The 20,019-nt window shown below is 63.7% G+C and carries 16 protein-coding genes and 2 pseudogenes; 6 read left to right on the forward strand and 12 right to left on the reverse strand.

The annotated features are described in order from the left end of the window. Nucleotides 1-31 precede the first annotated feature (31 nt). The 8 genes and pseudogenes from F1643_RS15245 to F1643_RS15275 form a co-directional block, all read right to left on the reverse strand. Nucleotides 32-832: a crotonase/enoyl-CoA hydratase family protein gene (locus F1643_RS15245; RefSeq protein ID WP_194914048.1), complete on the reverse strand. Its 801-nt coding sequence runs from the start codon at nt 830-832 to the stop codon at nt 32-34. Nucleotides 833-888: 56 nt separating this feature from the next. Next, the gene (locus F1643_RS15250) at nt 889-2,037 is read right to left on the reverse strand and encodes an acyl-CoA dehydrogenase family protein (protein WP_194914049.1); all 1,149 of its coding nucleotides are present in this window, start codon (nt 2,035-2,037) and stop codon (nt 889-891) included. A gap of 28 nt (nt 2,038-2,065) precedes the next feature. Continuing rightward, the gene (locus F1643_RS15255) at nt 2,066-2,968 is read right to left on the reverse strand and encodes an acyl-CoA dehydrogenase family protein (protein WP_194914050.1); all 903 of its coding nucleotides are present in this window, start codon (nt 2,966-2,968) and stop codon (nt 2,066-2,068) included. Nucleotides 2,969-3,195: 227 nt separating this feature from the next. Further along, complete coding sequence (locus F1643_RS15260; protein WP_194914052.1) at nt 3,196-4,404, reverse strand: ABC transporter substrate-binding protein; 1,209 nt, start codon at nt 4,402-4,404, stop codon at nt 3,196-3,198. A 63-nt stretch (nt 4,405-4,467) separates the two neighbouring features. Then, entirely contained in the window at nt 4,468-5,448 is a 981-nt protein-coding gene (locus tag F1643_RS15265; protein WP_255542843.1) for an NAD(P)-dependent oxidoreductase, read from the reverse strand. A 24-nt stretch (nt 5,449-5,472) separates the two neighbouring features. Continuing rightward, nucleotides 5,473-6,429 carry an aldehyde dehydrogenase family protein gene (locus F1643_RS15270; protein WP_255542844.1) on the reverse strand — a complete coding sequence of 319 codons (957 nt, stop codon included), beginning with the start codon at nt 6,427-6,429 and terminating at the stop codon, nt 5,473-5,475. Between the two features lie 43 nt (nt 6,430-6,472). After that, a pseudogene (locus tag F1643_RS23435) lies at nt 6,473-6,925 on the reverse strand (aldehyde dehydrogenase family protein); the annotation flags it as partial. Between the two features lie 114 nt (nt 6,926-7,039). Beyond that, the gene (locus F1643_RS15275) at nt 7,040-8,284 is read right to left on the reverse strand and encodes a CaiB/BaiF CoA transferase family protein (protein ID WP_370540627.1); all 1,245 of its coding nucleotides are present in this window, start codon (nt 8,282-8,284) and stop codon (nt 7,040-7,042) included. 292 nt (nt 8,285-8,576) lie between these two features. On the opposite strand from F1643_RS15275, the gene F1643_RS15280 reads away from it, so the two are divergent. The 4 genes from F1643_RS15280 to F1643_RS15295 all read left to right on the forward strand — a co-directional run bounded on the left by F1643_RS15280 (nt 8,577) and on the right by F1643_RS15295 (nt 14,939). Continuing rightward, a complete protein-coding gene (locus F1643_RS15280) occupies nt 8,577-9,359 on the forward strand; it encodes an IclR family transcriptional regulator C-terminal domain-containing protein (RefSeq protein ID WP_194914054.1) in 783 nt (260 codons plus the stop codon). Nucleotides 9,360-9,907: 548 nt separating this feature from the next. Further along, nucleotides 9,908-10,603, forward strand: coding sequence for a TetR/AcrR family transcriptional regulator (locus F1643_RS15285; RefSeq protein WP_370540628.1), 696 nt, complete (start codon nt 9,908-9,910; stop codon nt 10,601-10,603). A gap of 6 nt (nt 10,604-10,609) precedes the next feature. Continuing rightward, nucleotides 10,610-11,851, forward strand: coding sequence for an efflux RND transporter periplasmic adaptor subunit (locus tag F1643_RS15290; RefSeq protein ID WP_370540629.1), 1,242 nt, complete (start codon nt 10,610-10,612; stop codon nt 11,849-11,851). A 10-nt stretch (nt 11,852-11,861) separates the two neighbouring features. Further along, nucleotides 11,862-14,939 (forward strand): multidrug efflux RND transporter permease subunit, encoded by a 3,078-nt coding sequence (locus F1643_RS15295; RefSeq protein WP_194914059.1) that lies wholly within the window; start codon nt 11,862-11,864, stop codon nt 14,937-14,939. 973 nt (nt 14,940-15,912) lie between these two features. Here the strand turns inward: F1643_RS15295 and F1643_RS24950 are convergent. Further along, nucleotides 15,913-16,632 (reverse strand): ISL3 family transposase, encoded by a 720-nt coding sequence (locus F1643_RS24950; RefSeq protein WP_194914061.1) that lies wholly within the window; start codon nt 16,630-16,632, stop codon nt 15,913-15,915. Between the two features lie 53 nt (nt 16,633-16,685). Between F1643_RS24950 and F1643_RS24955 the strand changes: the two are divergent. Beyond that, nucleotides 16,686-17,004, forward strand: a pseudogene (locus F1643_RS24955) (hypothetical protein); the annotation flags it as partial. 103 nt (nt 17,005-17,107) lie between these two features. On the opposite strand, the gene F1643_RS15310 reads toward F1643_RS24955, so the two are convergent. Beyond that, nucleotides 17,108-17,377: a hypothetical protein gene (locus F1643_RS15310; RefSeq protein ID WP_194914063.1), complete on the reverse strand. Its 270-nt coding sequence runs from the start codon at nt 17,375-17,377 to the stop codon at nt 17,108-17,110. 353 nt (nt 17,378-17,730) lie between these two features. Then, complete coding sequence (locus F1643_RS15315) at nt 17,731-17,880, reverse strand: hypothetical protein (RefSeq protein WP_194914064.1); 150 nt, start codon at nt 17,878-17,880, stop codon at nt 17,731-17,733. A gap of 270 nt (nt 17,881-18,150) precedes the next feature. Here F1643_RS15315 and F1643_RS15320 point away from each other — a divergent pair, with 270 nt between their 5' ends. Next, complete coding sequence (locus F1643_RS15320; protein WP_194914066.1) at nt 18,151-18,477, forward strand: hypothetical protein; 327 nt, start codon at nt 18,151-18,153, stop codon at nt 18,475-18,477. An 89-nt stretch (nt 18,478-18,566) separates the two neighbouring features. On the opposite strand, the gene F1643_RS15325 is transcribed toward F1643_RS15320, so the two are convergent. Further along, nucleotides 18,567-20,012: an NAD-dependent succinate-semialdehyde dehydrogenase gene (locus tag F1643_RS15325; protein ID WP_194914068.1), complete on the reverse strand. Its 1,446-nt coding sequence runs from the start codon at nt 20,010-20,012 to the stop codon at nt 18,567-18,569. Nucleotides 20,013-20,019 lie beyond the last annotated feature (7 nt).

Genomic DNA, 20,019 nt, shown 5'->3' on the forward strand with positions numbered 1-20,019 from the left:
ATCATATTTCCCGTGACGGCATCCGCTGCCGTCATCGTCCAGTGAAGGTCGGCCGCCTTTTGCCCAGCAAGGCGGACACAGCTTCCTTGTGATCGCCTGTCGCATGAGCGAGCGCCTGCATCGCCGCCGACATTTCCAGCAACGCGTTCAGCGATGAGTTGCGCCCCTCCCGCAACAGCCGCTTGGTCATGCGAACGGCATGGGGGGGATTGGCGGCGATGCGCTGCGCCAGCTTGCGCGCATGGCTGAGCAACTCTTCATCCGGAACCACCTGTGACACGAGACCGCAGGCCAGCGCTTCGGCTGCGGTAATCGGGTCGCCCGTCAGGGACATCTCGCAAGCTTTGGAGAATCCGACAACGCGCGGCAGCAGCCATGCACCACCATCACCCGGTACGATCCCGGCCTTGACGAAGCTCTCGGCGAAAATGGCGCTTTGCGCTGCTATGCGGAGGTCGCACATGCAGGCGAGATCGCATCCGGCGCCGATCGCCGGACCGTTGACCGCCGCGATGACCGGAACCTCCAACGCCTCGAAGGCCAAAGGAAGGCGCTGGATGCCGAACTTGTAGTTGCGCCGCGTTTGAGCCGGCAGGGAATCGTTTATGCCGCCATGCTCCCCCATCGTCTTCAGATTGCCACCGGAGGAGAAGCTGGTGCCGACACCCGTCAAGATCGCGACGCGAACCGATACATCACTGTCGATCCGGTCCAGCGCCTGGAGCAAAGCCTCGATCATGTCGGGATCGGATATGGGATTCCGGGTTTCAGGCCGGTTGATCCTCAGCGTGACGATGCCGTCATCATTCTCAAAAAGCACCGGATCTGACATGCTGAAACTCCAAGGTAACCAGTTGCCGCAAGCAAGGATTGTCTAAATCGGGTGGATCAGCGCAGGCCAAGGCCGCGCGCGATGATGCCGCGCAGGATTTCGCGTGTTCCACCCCGCAGGGAGAAGGCCGGCGCGTTGAGAATGGCATATCCCAGTACCGCCGATAGGCTATCGGAGGATCGAAGATCCGGCTCGGTCGCCAAAAGCTGCTGGACGATCTCCGGAATCTCCTGCTCGACGATCGCGCCGAGATCCTTGACGACCGCTGCCTGCAATGCCGGGTTGGAACCGTTTTGAAGCATGCCGGCGACGGAGCGCGACAGGCGACGCAGGACCACCAGATGCGCACCGAGCCGGCCCAGGGCTTCCACCTTCATGTCTGACGACGATTGCCCGCTGATCGCCCGCACCAGCTCGACCAGCAGAACGAAGGTGGACAGGAAGCGCTCGGGACCGCTGCGCTCATAGGCCAGTTCGCTCATCACCTGAGCCCAGCCATTCCCCTCCGGTCCGATCAAGGCGGAGTGAGGGAGGATCACATCCTCGAACACGACCTCGTTGAAATGCCGCGCACCCGACAGATCGGCGATCGGGCGGATGGTAATGCCCGGAATCGTCAGGTCGACCAGGAACTGGCTGGTCCCGCCATGCCGGTCGTCCGCGGAGCCGGTGCGGCAGTAGAGGATCATGGCATGGGCATGATGAGCATAGGTGGTCCAGAGCTTCGTGCCGTTGACCTGCCATCCCCCCTCCACCGGTACGGCGCGTGTCCGTACGGCAGCAAGATCGGATCCGGAATCCGGCTCGCTCATGCCGATGCAGAAGAAATACTCTCCGGCGGCAATTCGCGGCAGGATGGTGCGCTTCTGCTCTTCAGTCCCGACTTTCAGCAGCAGAGGGCCGCTCTGACGGTCGGCGATCCAGTGCGCCGCAACCGGCGCGCCGGCCGCCAGCAACTCCTCGAGCACGACATAGCGTTCGATTGCACTACGCTCATGCCCCCCATACTCCTTGGGCCACGTCATGCCGATCCAGCCGCGCTGTCCCAGCTTGCGGCTGAAGTCGGCGTCGAAGCCGCTCCAGGAGCGGATGCGCTTGGCTGCCGGATAATCAGCCAGCTCGGTGGCCAGGAAGTCCCGGACCTCCGCGCGCAATTCAGCCGTGTCCGGCGCCGTCGGGGGCGCCGGAAATGAAAAATCCTGCATTGGGTTTCTCCGGAAAGAGCGATGCCGATTAAAGAGCTGCGATCAACGGCCAAACACCATCGGCGCCGGCTTTGGCCATCTGCTCTCCGAATTGGCGGTTCCAGTGCGATTCATTCCCGAACTCACTGCGCCAGGACCAGAGGCGCTTGGTCAGGAAATGCAGGCTGTGCTCGTGTGTGAAGCCGATGGCGCCGTGGACCTGGTGGGCAATCGTCGACACGACTCCCGCCGCTTCCCCGGCCCGTGCCTTTCCAACGCCGATGGCCATCGATCCGGCGCGCTGGGACAGCCCTTCGGCGGCGAGATCGGCCGCCCCGGAGGCCGCCGCCGCGTGCCCGGCCATAACAGCCAGAGACTGCTGGACGGCCTGGAATTTGCCAATGGCGCGTCCGAACTGGACGCGTTCGTTGGCATAGCCGATGGTCATCTCCAGAACCCGTCCGATTGCGCCGGCAATCGCCGCGGTGCGCAGAGCCGCACCCATCGCGATCAGGTCGTCCACCCCCCATCCGATGGGAAGCGGCGCCACGGCCTCATCCGGAAGCAGGGCTTCCACGATCACGCTGTCGCGCGGCTCGAAGGCGAGATTCTGGGCTGGTTCAACCCTGATCCGCTCATTGCCGAGCCGCACGACGAAGCACTGCGGACCCATCTCGGCCAACACGACGATCGTCCGGGCCGTGCGTCCCCAGGGAATGCGATGAGCGGTGCCGGACAGGCACCAGCCATCGCTCACCCGTTCCAGAGAGAAGCGGTCCTCGGGACGTACCGGGGCGACAGTCGCCGGTCCGGAAGCCAGCGGGAGTCCGGCGGCGGCCAGGAAACGGTTGGCCAGCATGGTTTCGGCCAAGGGCAGGGGCACAGCCTCGGCGCCGGCGACACGGATCAGCGTCGCGGGCATCGGCGTCGTCAAGCCCGACGCCACCGTCATCCTCGCCAACCATGGCGAAGGGTAGACCCATTTCCTCGATCAACGCCCATTCCTCGCCAGGCCAAGCGCCGGCTTCAGCTTCGAGCAATAGTTTCGGGGAAATCCTGTCCGCGAACAGCCGGCTTGCCGTGTCCTTTACGATCTGACTTGTCTCGTTCACGTCCGTTCTCTTGACAAGGGTGATGGCACTGTGGCGACAACGACCGGCCGCCGCGCAAAAGCGACCTCTATTTCTTGAGAAGGTCGCACTGGCTTTCGGCGACCGGGCGGAATGCCTGCTCTCCCGGCACCTTTCCGATCACCTTGAACAGATCCCAGCTGTCCTTCGATTCTTCAGGCTTCTTGACCTGGACCAGATACATTTCATGCAGCATCCGTCCGTCGGCGCGCACGACACCGCCGGTGGCGAACATATCGTTGACCGGCGTGGCCCGCATGGCCTCCATCACCTTGTCGGCATTGTCGGTCCGCGCCGCCTGAACGGCCTTGAGATAATGCAGAACGGCGGAATAGGTGCCGGCCTGCACACTGGTCGGCCGTTTCCCGGTCTTTGCGTAGAAGCGATCGGACCAAGCCACCGTCTCAGGCGTACGGTTCCAGATGAATCCACTCGACATGAGGATGCCGGCCGCGTCGGAGAGACCGATGGCGCGGATGTCCGGCTCGAAGGCCAGCAACGCCACCACCTTGACCTTGTTGTCATCGAGAATGCCGAACTCTTTCGCCTGCTTGACCGCGGTAATCGTGTCCTGACCGGCGTTGGCCAGCGCGATGACCTTGGCACCCGAAGCCTGGGCTTGCAGCAGATACGAGCTCATGTCCTGGGTTGGAAAGGGGTGGCGGACACTCCCGACCACTTTGCCGCCGTTGGCCTCCACGACCTTCCGCACGTCCTTTTCCAGATCATGGCCAAAGGCGTAATCGGCGGTAATGAAGAACCAGCTGTCGCCGCCATTCTCCAAGGTGGCCTTGGCGTTCACGGTCGCCAGCGAGTAGGTATCGTAGACCCACGACACGCCATAGGGTGAGCATGCCGCGTTGGTCATCGCAGAGGTGCCGGCCCCGGTGTTCAGCGCCACCTTCTTGGAACGCGTCGCCACCTGCTGAAGAGCAAGGCCGACGGACGACGTCACCATATCGGTTATGGCATCGACCTGCTCGGTATCGAACCACTTCTGGACAACGGAGCTGGCGACATCGGCCTTGTTCTGGTGATCGGCCTTTACGATCTCGATCGGAACGCCGTTGACCTTGCCGCCAAAATCTTCCGCCGCCAGTTCGGCCGCAACGACCGAGCCATTGCCCGCGATGTCGGTGTAGACACCCGACAGGTCGGTGATGACGCCGATCTTGACCTTGTTATCCGAAATGTCCTGTGCCCAAGCAACGTGTGTCAGTGCGATCAGCGAAGTGGTCAGGATCGCCAAGGTCTTCATGTTCTGGTTTCCCCGAATCCGGTTTGACTTTTTCAAAGTCGTCGAGCTGGTGAGTGTGTCCGCTCAGTCCGGCAGCCGCGGAGGGGTTACACCCGCAACGTCGCAGGCGTAGTCAAGCAGCGCAGAAAAGTCGCGCGTCGCATAAGCCCCACCCCGGGCCGCGCCGAGGGCACCAGCCGCGGCCAATCCGACCGGAAGGCCAAGCCTCTGCTGAGCCGCCGCCGCAAGAGCGAGCATCAGATCCTTGTGAGCGAGGTCGATGGTGAAGCCGGGCGCCGTGTCACCCTTGAGCACTTTGGTGGCGAAGTTGATCTGGAACTGGCCGTTGGTCGCCGTGGTGCCACCCGAAACCGCCTTCATGACGTCGACAGGCAAACCAAGCTTGGTGCCGAGCAGGATCGCTTCAGCCGTCAACTGCGCGCCGATCACCGCCAGATAGTTGTTCACGATCTTCATCCGGGTGCCGGCACCCTCCGGACCACAACGATGAATCGTTGTTCCCATGGCCTGCAGCAAGGGTTCGGCACGGGTGAAGCCTTCGTCGGTGGCGCCGACCATGAACAGGGACTCTCCGCGTTCGGCATGGCTGACCAGACGGCCCACCGGAGCATCGACGAAGGCGATTCCCTTCTCCCGGCACGCTGCGGCAACGTCGTCCGTGGTCTGCGGATCGACGGTGCTCATATCGATGATCAACGAGCCCGGCCGCAGGTTCGCAAGAACACCGTCGGTCTCCAGGATGACACTGCGCACATGCGGCGGAGCGGGCAGCATGGTGACGACGATGGTCGCCTCCCGGACCGCCGCGGTCACGCTGTCGGCCGAACGCGCGCCGAGCGCCGCCAAGCTGTCGAGCTTGGCCCGATCGAGGTCGAACCCGACCACGGAGAAGTTCTTGCGAACCAAATTGGACGCCATCGGCAAGCCCATGGCACCCAGACCGATGAACGCAATCGTCTCGGACATCACTTCACTCCCATTCAGAATTCGGCCGACCGGCCTTCCGCCGTTCGGCTCTTGATTGATCATCCGGTGATCGATCATCCGGCCGATGTCATCCGGCCAACGTCACCCGGTGATGCCATGATTGATGTACGTGGTCTTTCCCTCGGTGAAGAACTCGACCGCCGCACTGCCCTGCTCGCGCCCGCCATAGCCCGATGGCCCGCGACCGCCGAAGGGAACGTGGTAATCGATGCCGGCGGTCGGAGCGTTCACCATCACGAGTCCGGCTCGCGACCGGCGGCGGAAGATCTCGGCCGCGGCGAGCCCGCGTGTGACGATGCCGCTCGACAATGCATGTTCGCTGTCGTTGGCGATCGAGATGGCATGGTCCAGCCCGTCGGCCGGAATGACGCAGGCCACCGGGCCGAACACCTCGTCGCGGTTGATCCGCATGGTGTTGCTGGTGCCGACGAACAGGGTCGGCTCGAGGAAATAGCCATCCCTGTCGAGGCGCCCACCGCCGAAAGCGAGTTCCGCGCCTTCGTCGCGCGCTACGGTGACGTAGTGCAGGTCTTTCGCGAGCTGCGGCTCGCTGACGACCGGGCCGATGTCGGTGGCGGCTTCAAGCGGGTCGCCGACGCGCAGGGCGGACATTTTAGCCACCAGCCGCTCCACGAAGGCGTCATGCACCCGGCGATCGACGATGATGCGGCTGGTCGCCGTGCAGCGCTGCCCGGTCGAATAGAAGGCTCCCTGGAGGGCGACCTCCACGGCCAGATCGAGATCGGCATCATCGAGAACCACCAGCGGGTTCTTGCCGCCGAGTTCGAGCTGGACGCGTGTCATGCGAGCGACGGACCGCTCCAGGATCGTTCGGCCGACACCGGGCGAGCCGGTGAAGCTGACTGCGTCCGCCCCGTCGACGAGCACGGGGCCCAGCGTCCGGCCATCCCCGTTCACCAGGTTGAAGGCTCCGGCGGGCAGCCCGGCACGGTGCAGGATGTCCGCCAATTCCCAAGCGCAGGCCGGCGTGACCTCCGACGGCTTCAGCACCACGGTGTTTGCCGAAGGCGAGGGCATAGGCGGTCTTCCAGGCAGGAACCGCCATCGGGAAGTTCCAGGGTGTGATCAGGGCGACGACGCCGACGGGTTCACGGCTGACCATCGCGGTCGTACCATCGCGCAGGCCCGGGAGGGCTTCGCCCCCCTGGCGCAACGGCTCCCCTGCCGCGTAGTGGAAAATATGCGCGCTGCGCCGGATCTCACCGATGCCTTCGCGCAGGGTCTTGCCTTCCTCCCGCGTCAGCAGGGCGCCCAGCTCCTCGGCGCGGGCGTTCAGCTCGTCACCGGCCCGCCTCAATATGTCCGAACGGGTCTGCGGATTGCTGGCCGCCCAGCCAGGCAGGGCCTCTCGGGCGGCATCCAGCGCTTCTTGCGCCTGCGCGGCGGAGGCCCAGGCATAGTGGCCGACGACCTCGGCGGGACGCGCAGGGTTGCAGTTCGCCTCCAGGCGAACACCATCGACCTGACGCCCGGCAATCCAATTCCTTCGTTCCATCATTTCTCGCTCTCGCATCTTCCATGCACCAATCCGGGCGCCGACCCGGCGGCACCGGCGGGGTCAAAAGGGGGAAATCGTCAGAGGCGTTCCGCAGTGCCGATCGCACCGCATGCACGTAGAGACTCGATGTCATCTGGAGCGAGGCTCAGCAGGTCGGACAACACCTCGTCCGTCTGCTCGCCGAGACGGGGGGGGCACGCGGCGATAGCTGGCGGGCGTCCTGGACAGGCGTGCCGGAAACCCGACGATCGGCACGGGGGTGCCGCCGGCGGTTTCCAGCTGATGGACCAGCCCACGAGCCACCACCTGGGGATCACTGAACACCTGGTCGATCCGGTTGATCGGACCGGCGGGCACCCCGCCGCCGGCAAGCGCCGCGATCAGATCCGCCGACGCCCACCCGGCCATGCTTTCGGCCAGTGCGGCCTCCAGCTCCACACGGTTGACCTGACGCCCGGGGTTGTTGGCGAACCGTTCATCCGTCAGCAGGTCTTCGCGACCGAGAAGCCGGCATAGCGCCCGGAATTGTCCATCGTTGCCAACGGCGACGATGATATGGCCGTCGGCCGTCGCGAAGCAGCGGTAGGGAACGACGTTGGGGTGGCCATTGCCAAGCCGCTTCGGCACCTGTCCACCCACCAGCCAGTTCATTCCTTGATTGGCAAGTACGGCGATCTGAGTATCGAGCAAGGCGCAATCGATAAGCTGGCCCTCACCGGTACGCTCGCGGTGATGCAGCGCCGCCAGAACGGAAACCGTGGCATAGAGTCCCGTGAACAGATCCGATACCGGCACCCCGACCTTCAGGGGTTCGCTGCCAGGCGTCCCCTCCGGCTGGCCCGTCACGCTCATCAACCCACTCATACCTTGAATCAGGAAATCATAGCCGCCGCGCGATGCATAGGGGCCGGTCTGGCCAAACCCCGTAATGGAGCAATAGATCAAGGCGGGATTTTCCCGCTTCAGGCTCTCATAATCCAGACCGTAGCGGGACAGGCCGTCGACCTTGAAATTCTCCAACACGATATCGCTGACCCGTGCCAGCCGACGGATGAGATCCGCTCCTTCCGGCTTGGCGATGTCGATGGCGAGCGACCTCTTGTTGCGGTTGCAGCTCAAGTAATAGGCGCTGGGCGCATCGTGGCTTTGGTCCCCAGGCGACAGCTGCAGATTGGGCGGTCCCCAAGCGCGAGTGTCATCCCCCTTTTCCGGATGCTCGATCTTGAGAACGTCGGCGCCAAGGTCACCGAGGATCTGGGATGCCCAAGGGCCGGCCAACACGCGGCTCAAGTCGAGCACTCGCAGCCCGGCAAGAGATGCCGGGCCGGGAGCGGGGGAGCTAACCTTTTCGGAAGATGAGTCAAAGATGGTCACAGTGAGCGATCTCCGGCTGCCAAGCCTCGCCGTTCCGGCACGGGAACGGGAGCCTCCCTTTTCACCTCCGGTCCCTGGAAATTGTGCGTCCCAGTCACCCGGCCCATTTCATTGGGTGAAATGGTCATTTCATTATGGATAAGCTACCGGGCGATCTGATAAAAGGCAACCGTCTTTTCAGCCTCACCGAAAAACCGGGATACGGATTGATGGCCCCCTCAATGGAGTGCTGACAGCGCCAGCATCGCTGTCGACCTCGGACCTGGATGCCAAACAAGGAGACGCGACTTCCATGCCGTCCTTTAAGCCGGTAGCAGCCCTCACCCGAGGTTTGGATGTTCTACGTGCGGTAAACGAGTTGCGGGACGCCTCAGTCGCTGCGCTCCATAAGGAGACAGGGCTCGACAAAGCGACCATTGTCCGAATGCTGGAGACGCTTGAGCATGAAGGTTACGTAACGCGCAATCCATTGAACACGGGCTACATCACGACAGGGCGCACGCTTCAACTCAGCCGCGGTTACGATCTGCATCATCGCATCGGGTTATTGTGCGAACCCATTTTGGCAGAGTTCCGTCAAACGATCGGCTGGCCGTCTGATGTGGCGTTGTTTGATCACGACGCAATGATAGTGGTTCAGACAAGCCGCGAGTCCGGCCCTCTGTTCTTCAACCGCCGCCCTGGCTTCAGAGCACCGATCTTGGAAACCTCTATTGGGCGGGCCTATCTTGCATTCTGCGCCGACGGTGAACGGGACCGCATCATCGAGCGACTGAAGTCGCGGACTGACGCTCGCAACGCTCTGGCCCACGACCCTCAACGTCTTGAGTCTATTCTCGCAGAAGTTCGGGCACGTGGTTTTGCCTGCATGGACGATTCCTATAGCGACCGCGAATACTCCGGTCAGCTTTGGGCTATGGCTGTACCGGTGCGTGACGAAGGGGGAATCCTTGCGGCATTGAACATTATGATGCTCCGAAGCGCTGTAACCCCAGAAGCGGCTCAAGAGCGCTTTCTCGGAATGCTAACGGACGTTGCGAAGCGGCTTGCCGTTTCGCTCAGAGGCGACGCCTAACTTCCTTCTGATCGTTACTATTTTGCGATACCTGTTTCCTAGGATGAATATCATGACCCATCTAACAAAATTCAACCAGTATGTAGTCCAAGTATAGCCTCAGCGTTCTCATGATACTTTTAGAATGCGGCTTGCTTGTCCGCTGAAGATGCGGAAAGTTATTCTATAATAATGCTTGTCGCTTTGTCTGATGCCGGGCCGGAACTCGACGCAGGCTGATGCCGATCGCAGTGGTTACCACTGAGCAACTGCTGGATGACCTGCTGGAACCGACACCAGCTTCCTCCATTCCGCCGGCCGGCATCAGCAAGGCTGAAACAGCAGATCCTTCCCGCCAAAGAGGCATCCCAGTCCGAAGGCTGACGCAGCTGATCGGAAAATAACCTTAGCACGTATAGACAAGCGACGTTAGGCGGTGTAGGAACCCGTTTTTTGGTGAGTGATCGCTCACCTGACTTCGCAACTCAGCCAACGGAAGATTGCCATTTATGGCTCCCCGCCTTGATAGCCATGCCCGTCGGCGCGCGATCCTTGATGCTGCCCTACCAGTGTTCGCACAGAAGGGCTTCGCCGCGACCACCACGAAAGAGATCGCGCAGGCCGCCGGGGTGTCGGAAGCACTGATCTTCAAGCATTTCCCGTCCAAGGCCCTGCTGTACGAATCGATCTTCCTCAGCTGCATCGACGGCGACCCGGAATATGAACGGCTGGTCTCCATGCCGCCGGGCACCGACACGCTGGTGCAGATGATCCAGGGGCTGGTGAGCTACTTCGTGATCGAGCTGCCGGCCGACCCCAGCGAACGCGCTCGCCACCGCCTGTCGATCATCAGCCTGCTGGAAGACGGCGAGTTCATGCGGCAGGTATATGAAGGGATCCGCAGCCGGTTCCTGCCCTGCTTCACCGCCTCCATCGATGCCGCCATCGCCGGCGGCGATCTGGTGCCCGGCCCGATCGATGCCGAGAGCGGGCTCTGGCTCGCCGAGCATCTATGCGAGATGATGGCGACCGTCTGCCTGTCCGGCGGAACGGTGGTTCCCTACAGCTGCGGCCGTCCGGAGCTTGCGCGGCGAACCGCATGGTTCATCCTGCGCGGGCTTGGTCTGCGCGACGAGGCCATCGCCGCGCAGGAGCGCAGCGGGCATCTGGTCTTCGTGCCTCCCCCGTCGCCGCCGGAGGGCGGACCCCCGCCGCCGGAGGGCGGACCGACGAATGACGAATCCACACCCGAGAGAGCGGAGTAGCCGATCGTGACCCTGGATCATTCGCCAAAGACCGAGACGTCGTTCGGGCATCCGGCGTCGGAGCCGGGCCACGGCACGCCGCCGTCCCCGCCGCGCCCGCCGCGCAAGCCCGTCACCCGCGGGCGGCTGACCGTGCGCATCATCATCATGCTGGTGGTGCTGGGGCTGCTGGGGGCGGCGCTGTACGGCTTCAACAGCTTCCGCGCCAAGGCCATCGCCGACTTCTTCGCCAACAACAAGCCGCCGCCCACCCCGGTGGCGCTGGCGGAGGCGACGGTGCAGACGGTGCCGAAATACCTGTCCGCCATCGGCACGCTGCAGGCGGCGCGTCAGGTCACGGTGGCGCCCGAGGTCGCGGGACGCGTCGACCGCATCCCCTTCGAATCGGGCGCCCGCGTCAAGGCCGGCGACCCGCTGGTGCAGCTGAACGACGCCACCGAGCAGGCCGACCTGCTGGCCCAGCGCGCCCAGGCGCGGCTGGCGGAGCTGAACCTCGAACGCTACCGCGACCTGCGCCGCAGCCAGGCCACGCCCCAGAGCAACGTCGACCAGTATCAGGCGCAGCTCGACGAGATCAACGCCAACATGAAGCGCACCAGCGCCCTGATCGGCCAGAAGCTGATCAAGGCGCCGTTCGACGGCGACTTGGGCATCCGGCAGGTGAACGTCGGCGACTACGTCAATCCCGGAGCCACCATCGTCACGCTGACCGACCTGTCGCAGCTCTACATCAACTTCACCCTGCCGGAGCAGGCCTTCCCCAGGCTGTCGGTCGGCCAGGACGTGCTGATCAACGTCGACGCCCTGCCCGGCCGCGATTTCGGGGCGAAGATCACCACCATCGAGCCGCAGGTCAGCGCCGACACCCGCGCGGTCAAGGTGCAGGCGACCATGGACAACCGCGAGCGCCTGCTGCGGCCGGGCATGTTCGCCAACGTCCGCGTCGTCCTGCCGCCGCAGCCCAACACCCTGACCGTGCCGGAAACCGCGGTGGACTACACCGTCTACGGCGATTCCGTGTTCGTGGCGTCGTCGCAGAAGACCCCGGACGGCAAGGAGCAGCTGGTGGTGGAACGCAAGGCGGTGAAGACCGGCGACCGTCTGGCCAACCGGGTGGAGATCCGCAGCGGCATCAACCCCGGCGACCGCGTCGTGGTGTCGGGCCAGCTGAAGCTCGCCAACGGTGCCGCCGTCGTCCCGGCCGAGAGCAACCCGCTGACCCCGCCGCAGTCCCTGCCGCAGAACTGAGGCCGACGCCATGGGCAATTTCACCGACATCTTCATCCGCCGGCCCATCCTGTCCGTCGTGGTCAGCCTGCTGATCCTGCTGGTCGGCGCCCGCGCGATGCTGGAGCTGCCGATCCGGCAGTATCCCCAGCTGCAGAACACGGTCATCACCGTCACCACCAGCTATCCCGGCGCCTCACCCGAACTGATGCAGGGCTTCATCGCCACGCCGATCGAACAGGCGGTGTCCTCGGCCGAGGGGCTCGACTACCTGACCTCCTCCTCCACCCAGGGGCAGAGCGTCGTCACCGCCTATGTCCGGCTGAACTTCGATCCCAACGTCGCGATGACCGACGTGATGGCGAAGGTCAACCAGGTCAAATACCAGCTGCCGCGCGAGGCCAACGACCCGGTCATCCTGAAATCGACCGGCGAGACGACCTCGATCCTCTACATGGGCTTCTCCAGCCCCGACCTGTCGGGGGCGGCGATCTCCGACTATCTGACCCGCGTCGTGCAGCCGGTGCTGTCCACGGTGGACGGCGTGGCGCGCGCCCAGATCCTGGGCGGCCAGACCTTCGCCATGCGCCTGTGGCTGGACCCGGTCAAGATGGCGGCGCGCGGCATCTCGCCCGCCGACGTGTCGGCCGCGGTCACCGCCAACAACTACCAGTCGGCGCCCGGCCAGACCAAGGGCGTCTTCGTCATCTCCAACGTCACCGCCAACACCGGCCTGACCGACGTCGAGCAGTTCCGCGACATGGTGGTGAAGGCCAAGGACGGGGCGCTGGTGCGCATGCGCGACATCGCCACGGTCGAACTCAGCTCCCGCAGCTTCGACGCCAGCGTGGCGATGAACGGGCAGCAGGCGATCTTCATCGGCGTCGACGCCACCCCCACCGGCAACCCGCTGAACATCGTCGCCGACATCCGCAAGATGGAGCCGGACCTGCGGCGCAACCTGCCGCCGGACATGAAGATGGAGATCGTCTACGACAGCACCCGCTTCATCCAGGCGTCCATCGACGAGGTGGTGAAGACGCTGCTGGAGGCGGTCGCCATCGTCATCGTCGTCATCTTCCTGTTCCTGGGGTCGTTCCGGTCGGTGCTGATCCCGATCGTCACCATCCCGCTGTCCATCATCGGCGCCGCCAGCTTCATGCTGGCGATGGGATTCTCGCTGAACCTGCTGACGCTGCTGGCGATGGTGCTCGCCATCGGCCTCGTGGTGGACGACGCCATCGTGGTGGTGGAGAACATCCACCGGCATATCGAGCACGGAAAATCGGCGGTCGCCGCTTCGCTGATCGGCGCGCGCGAGATCGTCGGGCCGGTCGTCTCCATGACGATCACGCTGGCGGCGGTCTATGCGCCCATCGGCCTGCTGGGCGGCCTGACCGGCGCGCTGTTCCGCGAGTTCGCCTTCACGCTGGCCGCGGCGGTGATCGTGTCGGGCGTCGTGGCGCTGACGCTGTCGCCGATGATGTGCTCCGTCATCCTCAAGGAGGGCGGGTCCCAGGGCCGCTTCGCCGCCTTCCTCGACCGCCGGTTCGAGAAGCTGGCGGACTGGTACGAGCGTCGGCTGCACGGCACGCTGGACTACCGGGCGGCCACGCTGCTGTTCGCGGTCGGCATCCTGGCCAGCGTCGGCTACCTGTTCGCCAACACCATGTCGGAACTGGCGCCGGAAGAGGACCAGGGCATCCTGTTCGGCATCTCCAAGGCGCCGCAATACGCCAACCTCGATTACATCGACAGCTTCGGGAAGCAGATCGACGAGACCTTCGCCAGCTTCCCCGAGACCGACACCCGCTTCGTCCTGACCGGCATGCCGACCCTGAACCAGGGCTTCGCCGGCATGATCCTGAAGCCGTGGGACGAGCGCGAGCGGTCGGCCAAGGAACTGCAGCCGCTGGCCCAGGCGGAGCTGAGCAAGGTGACGGGCATCAACGTGTTCCTGGTGTCGCCCCCTGCCCTGCCCGGCTCCACCGGCGGCCTGCCGGTGCAGATGGTGATCTCCAGCCCCGGCGATTACCGGACGATCTACGACGCCATCGAGCGGATCAAGGACGCCGCCACCAAGAGCGGCATGTTCATCATCACCGACAGCGACCTGCAATATGACAGCCCGGTCGTCCGGCTGAAGATCGACCGCGCCAAGGCGGCCGACCTCGGCCTGACCATGCAGTCGGTGTCGAGCACGCTGTCGGTGCTGGTCGGCGGCAACTACGTCAACCGCTTCAACCTGAACGGCCGCTCCTACGAGGTCATCCCGCAGGTGCCGCGGGCCGACCGCCTGACGCCGGAATCGCTGACCGGCTATTACGTCACCTCAGGTTCCGGCGCCCAGATCCCGCTGTCCACCGTGGTGTCGGTGGAAACGGCGGTGGAGCCCAATGCGCTGAACAAGTACAACCAGCTCCCCTCGGCCACCTTCTCCGCCGTGCCGATGCCGGGCGTCTCCATGGGGCAGGTCGTCGACTTCCTGGAGGAGCAGGCGCGCATCCACCTGCCGGCCGGCTTCAACCACGCCTACCTGTCGGAATCGCGGCAGTTCGTGACCGAGGGCAGCCAGCTGATGGTCACCTTCGCCTTCGCGCTGGTCGTCATCTATCTGGTGCTGGCGGCGCAGTTCGAATCGCTGCGAGACCCGCTGGTGATCCTGGTGTCGGTGCCGATGTCGATCTGCGGCGCGCTGCTGCCGCTGTTCTTCGGCCTCGCCACCATGAACATCTACACCCAGGTGGGTCTGGTGACGCTGATCGGCCTGATCTCCAAGCACGGCATCCTGCTGGTGGAGTTCGCCCGCGAGATGCAGTTGAACGAGGGCGTGGACCGCCGCACCGCGATCGAGCACGCGGCCCGCGTCCGCCTGCGCCCGATCCTGATGACCACCGCGGCGATGGTGGTGGGCCTGCTGCCGCTGCTGACCGCGGCGGGTGCCGGTGCCGCCAGCCGCTTCTCCATCGGCCTCGTCATCGTGGCCGGCATGCTGATCGGCACGCTGTTCACGCTGTTCGTCCTGCCGGCGGTCTACACCCTGCTGGCCAAGGACCACTATGCCGCCTCGCGCTCCACCCGCGCGGAGGAGCTGCGCAGCATGACCTGACGCACCGTCGGTCTTCAGTGCCGGGAAAAGTGAAGGCCCCTCTCCGACCGGGAGGGGCCAATCTTTTTGGAGCGCCCCCTATATCCCGGATCAGAAAAAGCGAGCACATAGCTCCTACTCATAAAATTTTCAACAGTATTAGACCATGCCTCTCACCGCATCAGTAAAACAATTTTTGTGTGCTTCTAACATACTATGGCATACGGAAGTGGTAATTATTTGGTATTTGGGAAATGATATAGGTGCGCTCAATCTCCTTACGCCAGTTTTGATCAATTTTTGCGTTGATCATCTGAATCGTCGATATGGAGAGGATTCCCGCAATGAACAGCAACAGCGCCGAACGAACAGTTTTCATTCGATCTTCTCCCAGGAGCAAAACCGAGGCTCAAGGAAGAATGATATCTCGACACCTTCCCAACATCGTCCATACGGACTATCTGTATCACTAATAATTTGTTCATCGCCCAAACTGGCAGAAGACGGTTATGTCAAATCCTGCGGAGTGGAATTCGCGGAGAGCGGTGTTCTGAGCCCCCCCCTTTCGGCGAGGAGACACACCGATTTTGCCCGACCGGGGTAGCCCAGCGCACGAGCCTCGCGCCACAGTTCCATTCCATTCTCGCAACCTGCAGCCACACGCGCCGTCAGATGCGGGATGAAGGGGTCCAACGCGCTCGGTCCCGGAGCCCTCAATGCGCGTTCCGGAATGCTCTGTGCTTGCACGTACTTACGGACCGTTCCCCGCGCCAGGCCCATCGACCGGGCAATGCCCAGCAGTATCTCGCCAGCGGCATGGCGGCACCGGACCTCTTTATGGACGGCCAGCCACTGCTCGTGGCTTGCGACGCTCGCCACTCTCTCGGCACGCGGACGCGGAAAGGCTCGGGTGCGTCGGGGTGCGATGGCCGTCGCGTCGGTGAGGACCGGCGGCAACCGGCGAAGCCGACCATGGACGGCGAAGAGCCAGCGTTCAAGCATCTGGCGCGTGTCGGCGAGCAGGTGCTACCGGTCGGCAACCTGGGTCGCCTGACCAGCGCCGTTGGTGGGAGGCACGAGCATATTCGGCGGAGCGATCCCGTGCCACTACGGCGATGCCGGGGTGGTCACGCAACCAGCCCGCAACGGTGTTGGCGGATCGATCGGCCAGCAGGTCAAGAACACGACGACGTTCCAGGTCGACCAGGATGGTGCCATAGGTCCGCCCCTTGCGCAGCGCCCAGTCATCCACGCCGACGACGCGTGGCGGTTCAACGGCCGGCAAGGGCAATGTCCGGATGACACGTAGCAGGGTGTCCCTGCTGACTGGCATTCCAAGCCCAAGGGCGAGCCGCGCCCCCGCAGCGCCCCCGAGAGCAATCCCGACCCGGCCCAGCGCCTTGGCCAGCCGCCGGGTGCGTCGGGCGTGAGGGGCTACAGCGCCGGCAAAGCGTTCGGCGAACGTGCGTTTGGGGCAGGTCGCTTGCCGGCAATAGAACCGCCGGACGAGCAAGGCAACACGGAGCTCATGCCCAAAGGCCGGGAGGTCGGCAGGAGATCGCCGGTACCGGCTGTGAACCAAGCGGCTGACGGCGCCACAGTGCGGGCAACGAGCACTGCCTCGGCGATTATTTGCGAGAATGACAAGGGAGCCGCGGATGACGCGCTCGATCTGAAGCACGCGGCAGCCCGGAAGGAAAGAGAACTTCTGCATGTTCCTTCCATGTGGGCAGTACCCGGTCTGCTCGCTACCGCAACCCAGACCATCCACGCAAAGTGCGCAAGAACCACCGAACCGGGGCAAGATCACTTGCCGCCCTCGCGAAGCGGCTCAACGATACGCTACGCCGCTGCCTTGACTACAGGACGCCAGCCGAAGTCTTTGCGACCAATCTGGCGGCTCTGGCGGCTTCGAAGACGGGGTGGTAGATACCAGCAACGATGAAATGGCCTGAGAGGCCGAGAAGCCAGCAGCTCTCCCCTGCCTCGCCGCTCGCACCGGTGGGTCCACAGGCTTGATCCGTCATCGCGATGGAAGCGGGCGGATCAAGCCTGTGGACGACCGGCAGGAGATCTCCTCCCATAACGCAATGGATAAAATGCAGGCGAACAGATCAATGGAAACGTATTGTCGCACTTCAGCTTGATTCCGCCCATGAATTAAAATTTCTCAATGAAAAGGCGGCGATCTACTCTTTTGTTCTAGCTATTGCCGCATTAACCGTGCTGGTAATTGCATCTATGCGCTCGTGGATAGCCTCGCGATATTCAGTTTCAGCTTCATGTGAATCTGCTTGAATGCGATAAACATTGGCAGATGCGTGTCCACTATCTGCGAGAGCCGCGAGAGCGGCGATGGGGTTGTCATATTGAAGCAAGTGATCGACAGTAACCAGGGAGAGCATGATTCTAATGGCATGAAGATCTGCCGCGAACTTATCTTCAAAACTGATAGACATAGCACCTCCCCTTATTCAGCAATGAGGTTATCCAAACCAAAGGCGCCGCACAGTAGTTATTGCCGCAGCCCATTCGCAGGCAATTTAGGTATCCGTCTTATCTCAGCTTCGCTGTTTGTAAGAATATTATTTAGAATGATCTATCGCATCGTCTGAACGGACTAGGAGGCTGCTGAAAAACATCCTTCCCGGCGCGGCACGGTTGTGATTCGCTACTCCGGTATTGGTAAGGCCAGGTCACGGGGATGTGCGGGAGGCAGTCGCTTCAGGGCGGGCGTTGTCAAGGGAACGGTGGCGGCGCGCCCGTTGCGGCATTATCTTGCTCGGATGTCGCCGTCAGTTTCCGCCCGCGATCATCCATTCGGCGCCACGCTGTGGAAGGCCACCTTGGTGCCATCGGCCGAAATGAAAAGCCCCATGGTCAGCTCGGTGTCGGCATAGCCCTGAGTGCCAACGGCGGTGGTGCTGGCACGGGTGACATCCAGAACGGTAAGATTGCTCATCACAGTTGCTCCACCATTACCCGCCGTGTGCCTTGCAGATGACTACGTCTCCGCAATCTCGACTATTGTTGCCGTTCACCGTATCTAAGCGCGTGGCGCCGTAGCGGGGTCAGGCGGGCACGATGGCCGAACGCCAGGATCCGCTGTGCCCAATAACGTGCCGCACGCCTCCATGCTGACCAATCAGGGGGGCAGATCCCGGGAACAGCTCTCCACGACATCGCACTGGAACTGGCGGCGAACAACCTCTCGGCCGGTTTCGTCGACCCCATGGACCTGAAAGACCTGCGTGGCAAAGCCCAGACCGACAGAGACAATGCTCATGTGGACAGCCCCCCTGATGTGACGTTCGACACCGACCACTTTATGGCCAGTTCAGGCCGGTGGGCAGCAATCGTCCACCCCGTCAACCAAGTTGGCCTCCGGAAAGCCTGGCGCGGTTCAACCCGGCGCAACCAGCACGTCTCTGCGGCGCAGCAACGGGCGATCCATATCCAGAGAGTCGCTGCTCTGCGCGACATGCTCGCCGTCGCCCAGCCCACCGCGCCGATAGCCGGCCGCTCCGCGCCAAATCGCCAGTCCTGGCGCGAGAGCTGACGAAACCTCAATCCGCCACAGTGCCAAAGACAGCCTGGGCTCGCCAACTTCGTGGTTTACGTGACAATGCACAGTCGCGCCCTGCCTGATCAATGGGGCGCCAGACTGACGAACTTCACTTGCTCGAATGCCTGGAATCCCTCGGTTCCGCCCTCCAGCCCGATGCCGCTGTCCTTGATACCGCCGAAGGGTGTTTCCGGGTGCGACACCACCCAGTGATTGACCACGACGTTCCCGCACTCGATTTCCGCCGCAAGCCGGTCGGCCAGTGCGAGGTCACGGGTGAAGACGTATGATGCCAGCCCGAGCGACAGGCGGTTCGCCAGAGTGACAGCCTCGTCCGGATCGCGGAAAGAGGCAATCAGCGCCAACGGCCCGAACGGCTCTTCGGCGGCGGCTCGGCAGGCGTCGGTGACGCCGGTCAGCACCGTCGGCTGGTAGAAGAAGCCGGGCCGGTCGATACGGGCACCGCCGGCTGCGACCGTGGCGCCGTGGCGCCGGGCATCCTCCACCAGGGCGTCAATCGCTGCCAGCCGGCGGGAGTTCTGCACCGGACCCATTTGCGTCGCGGGATCGAAGGGATCGCCGACGCGGATCGCAGACGCAGCCTCGGCGAAGGCGGCGGCAAAGCGGTCATGGATCGATTCATGCACATAGAAGCGTGTCGGCGACGTGCAAACCTGCCCGGAACTCCTGAACTTGGCGGCTGCGGCGCTGCGGGCCACCCCTTCGACATCCACATCGGGAAAGACCAGCACCGGAGCGTGGCCGCCCAGCTCGAACACGCCGCGCTTCATTGTCCGCGTCGCCAGGACGGCCAGATGCTTGCCGACCGGGATCGAGCCGGTGAAGGACACCATGCGGACCGCCTCGGCCTCCAGCAGCCGGTCCGCAACCGCACCAGGATTGCCGAACAGCATGTTGGCGACGCCGGCCGGCAGACCGGCTTCGGCCAGCGCGCGGGCGATGAAGAGGGCGGCTGCCGGCGTCCCTTCCGACGGCTTGATGACAATGGAGCAGCCCGCCCCGAGTGCGCCCGCGATCTTGCGGGCCGGCGTTATCGCCGGGGCGTTCCAGCCGCTGAAGGCTGCCACCGGCCCGACAGGCTCTCGCATTACCATCAGCCGGTGGCCTGGCGTGCGGGGCGGAATGATACGGCCATAGGACCGGCGGCATTCCTCGGCCGCCCAATCGAACATGGCGGCCGCCGTCTCAACCTCGCGCGCGGCCTCGCCGACCGGCTTACCCAGCTCAAGCGCAATCAGAGTGGCGAGGCCGCCCGCTTCCGCCCGCATCAGGTCGGCCGTGCGGCGCAGCAGTGCCGATCGCTCGACCGCGCTGGTCCGCCGCCAGCCCCGAAAGCCCTCGCCCGCGGCAGCGACCGCTGCATCCACGTCGCCGATGGTCGCATGGGGCAGCAGGCCAAGCGTCGCGCCGGTCGCCGGATTGATGACCGGTTCACAGGTCCGGTCCCCGGTTTCGATCCAGCGCCCACCGATCCACAGGCGAAGGTCAGGATAGGTGGTGTTCGTCATTGTCGCC

This window comes from Azospirillum sp. INR13 (assembly GCF_015390205.1).
Taxonomy (GTDB): domain Bacteria; phylum Pseudomonadota; class Alphaproteobacteria; order Azospirillales; family Azospirillaceae; genus Azospirillum.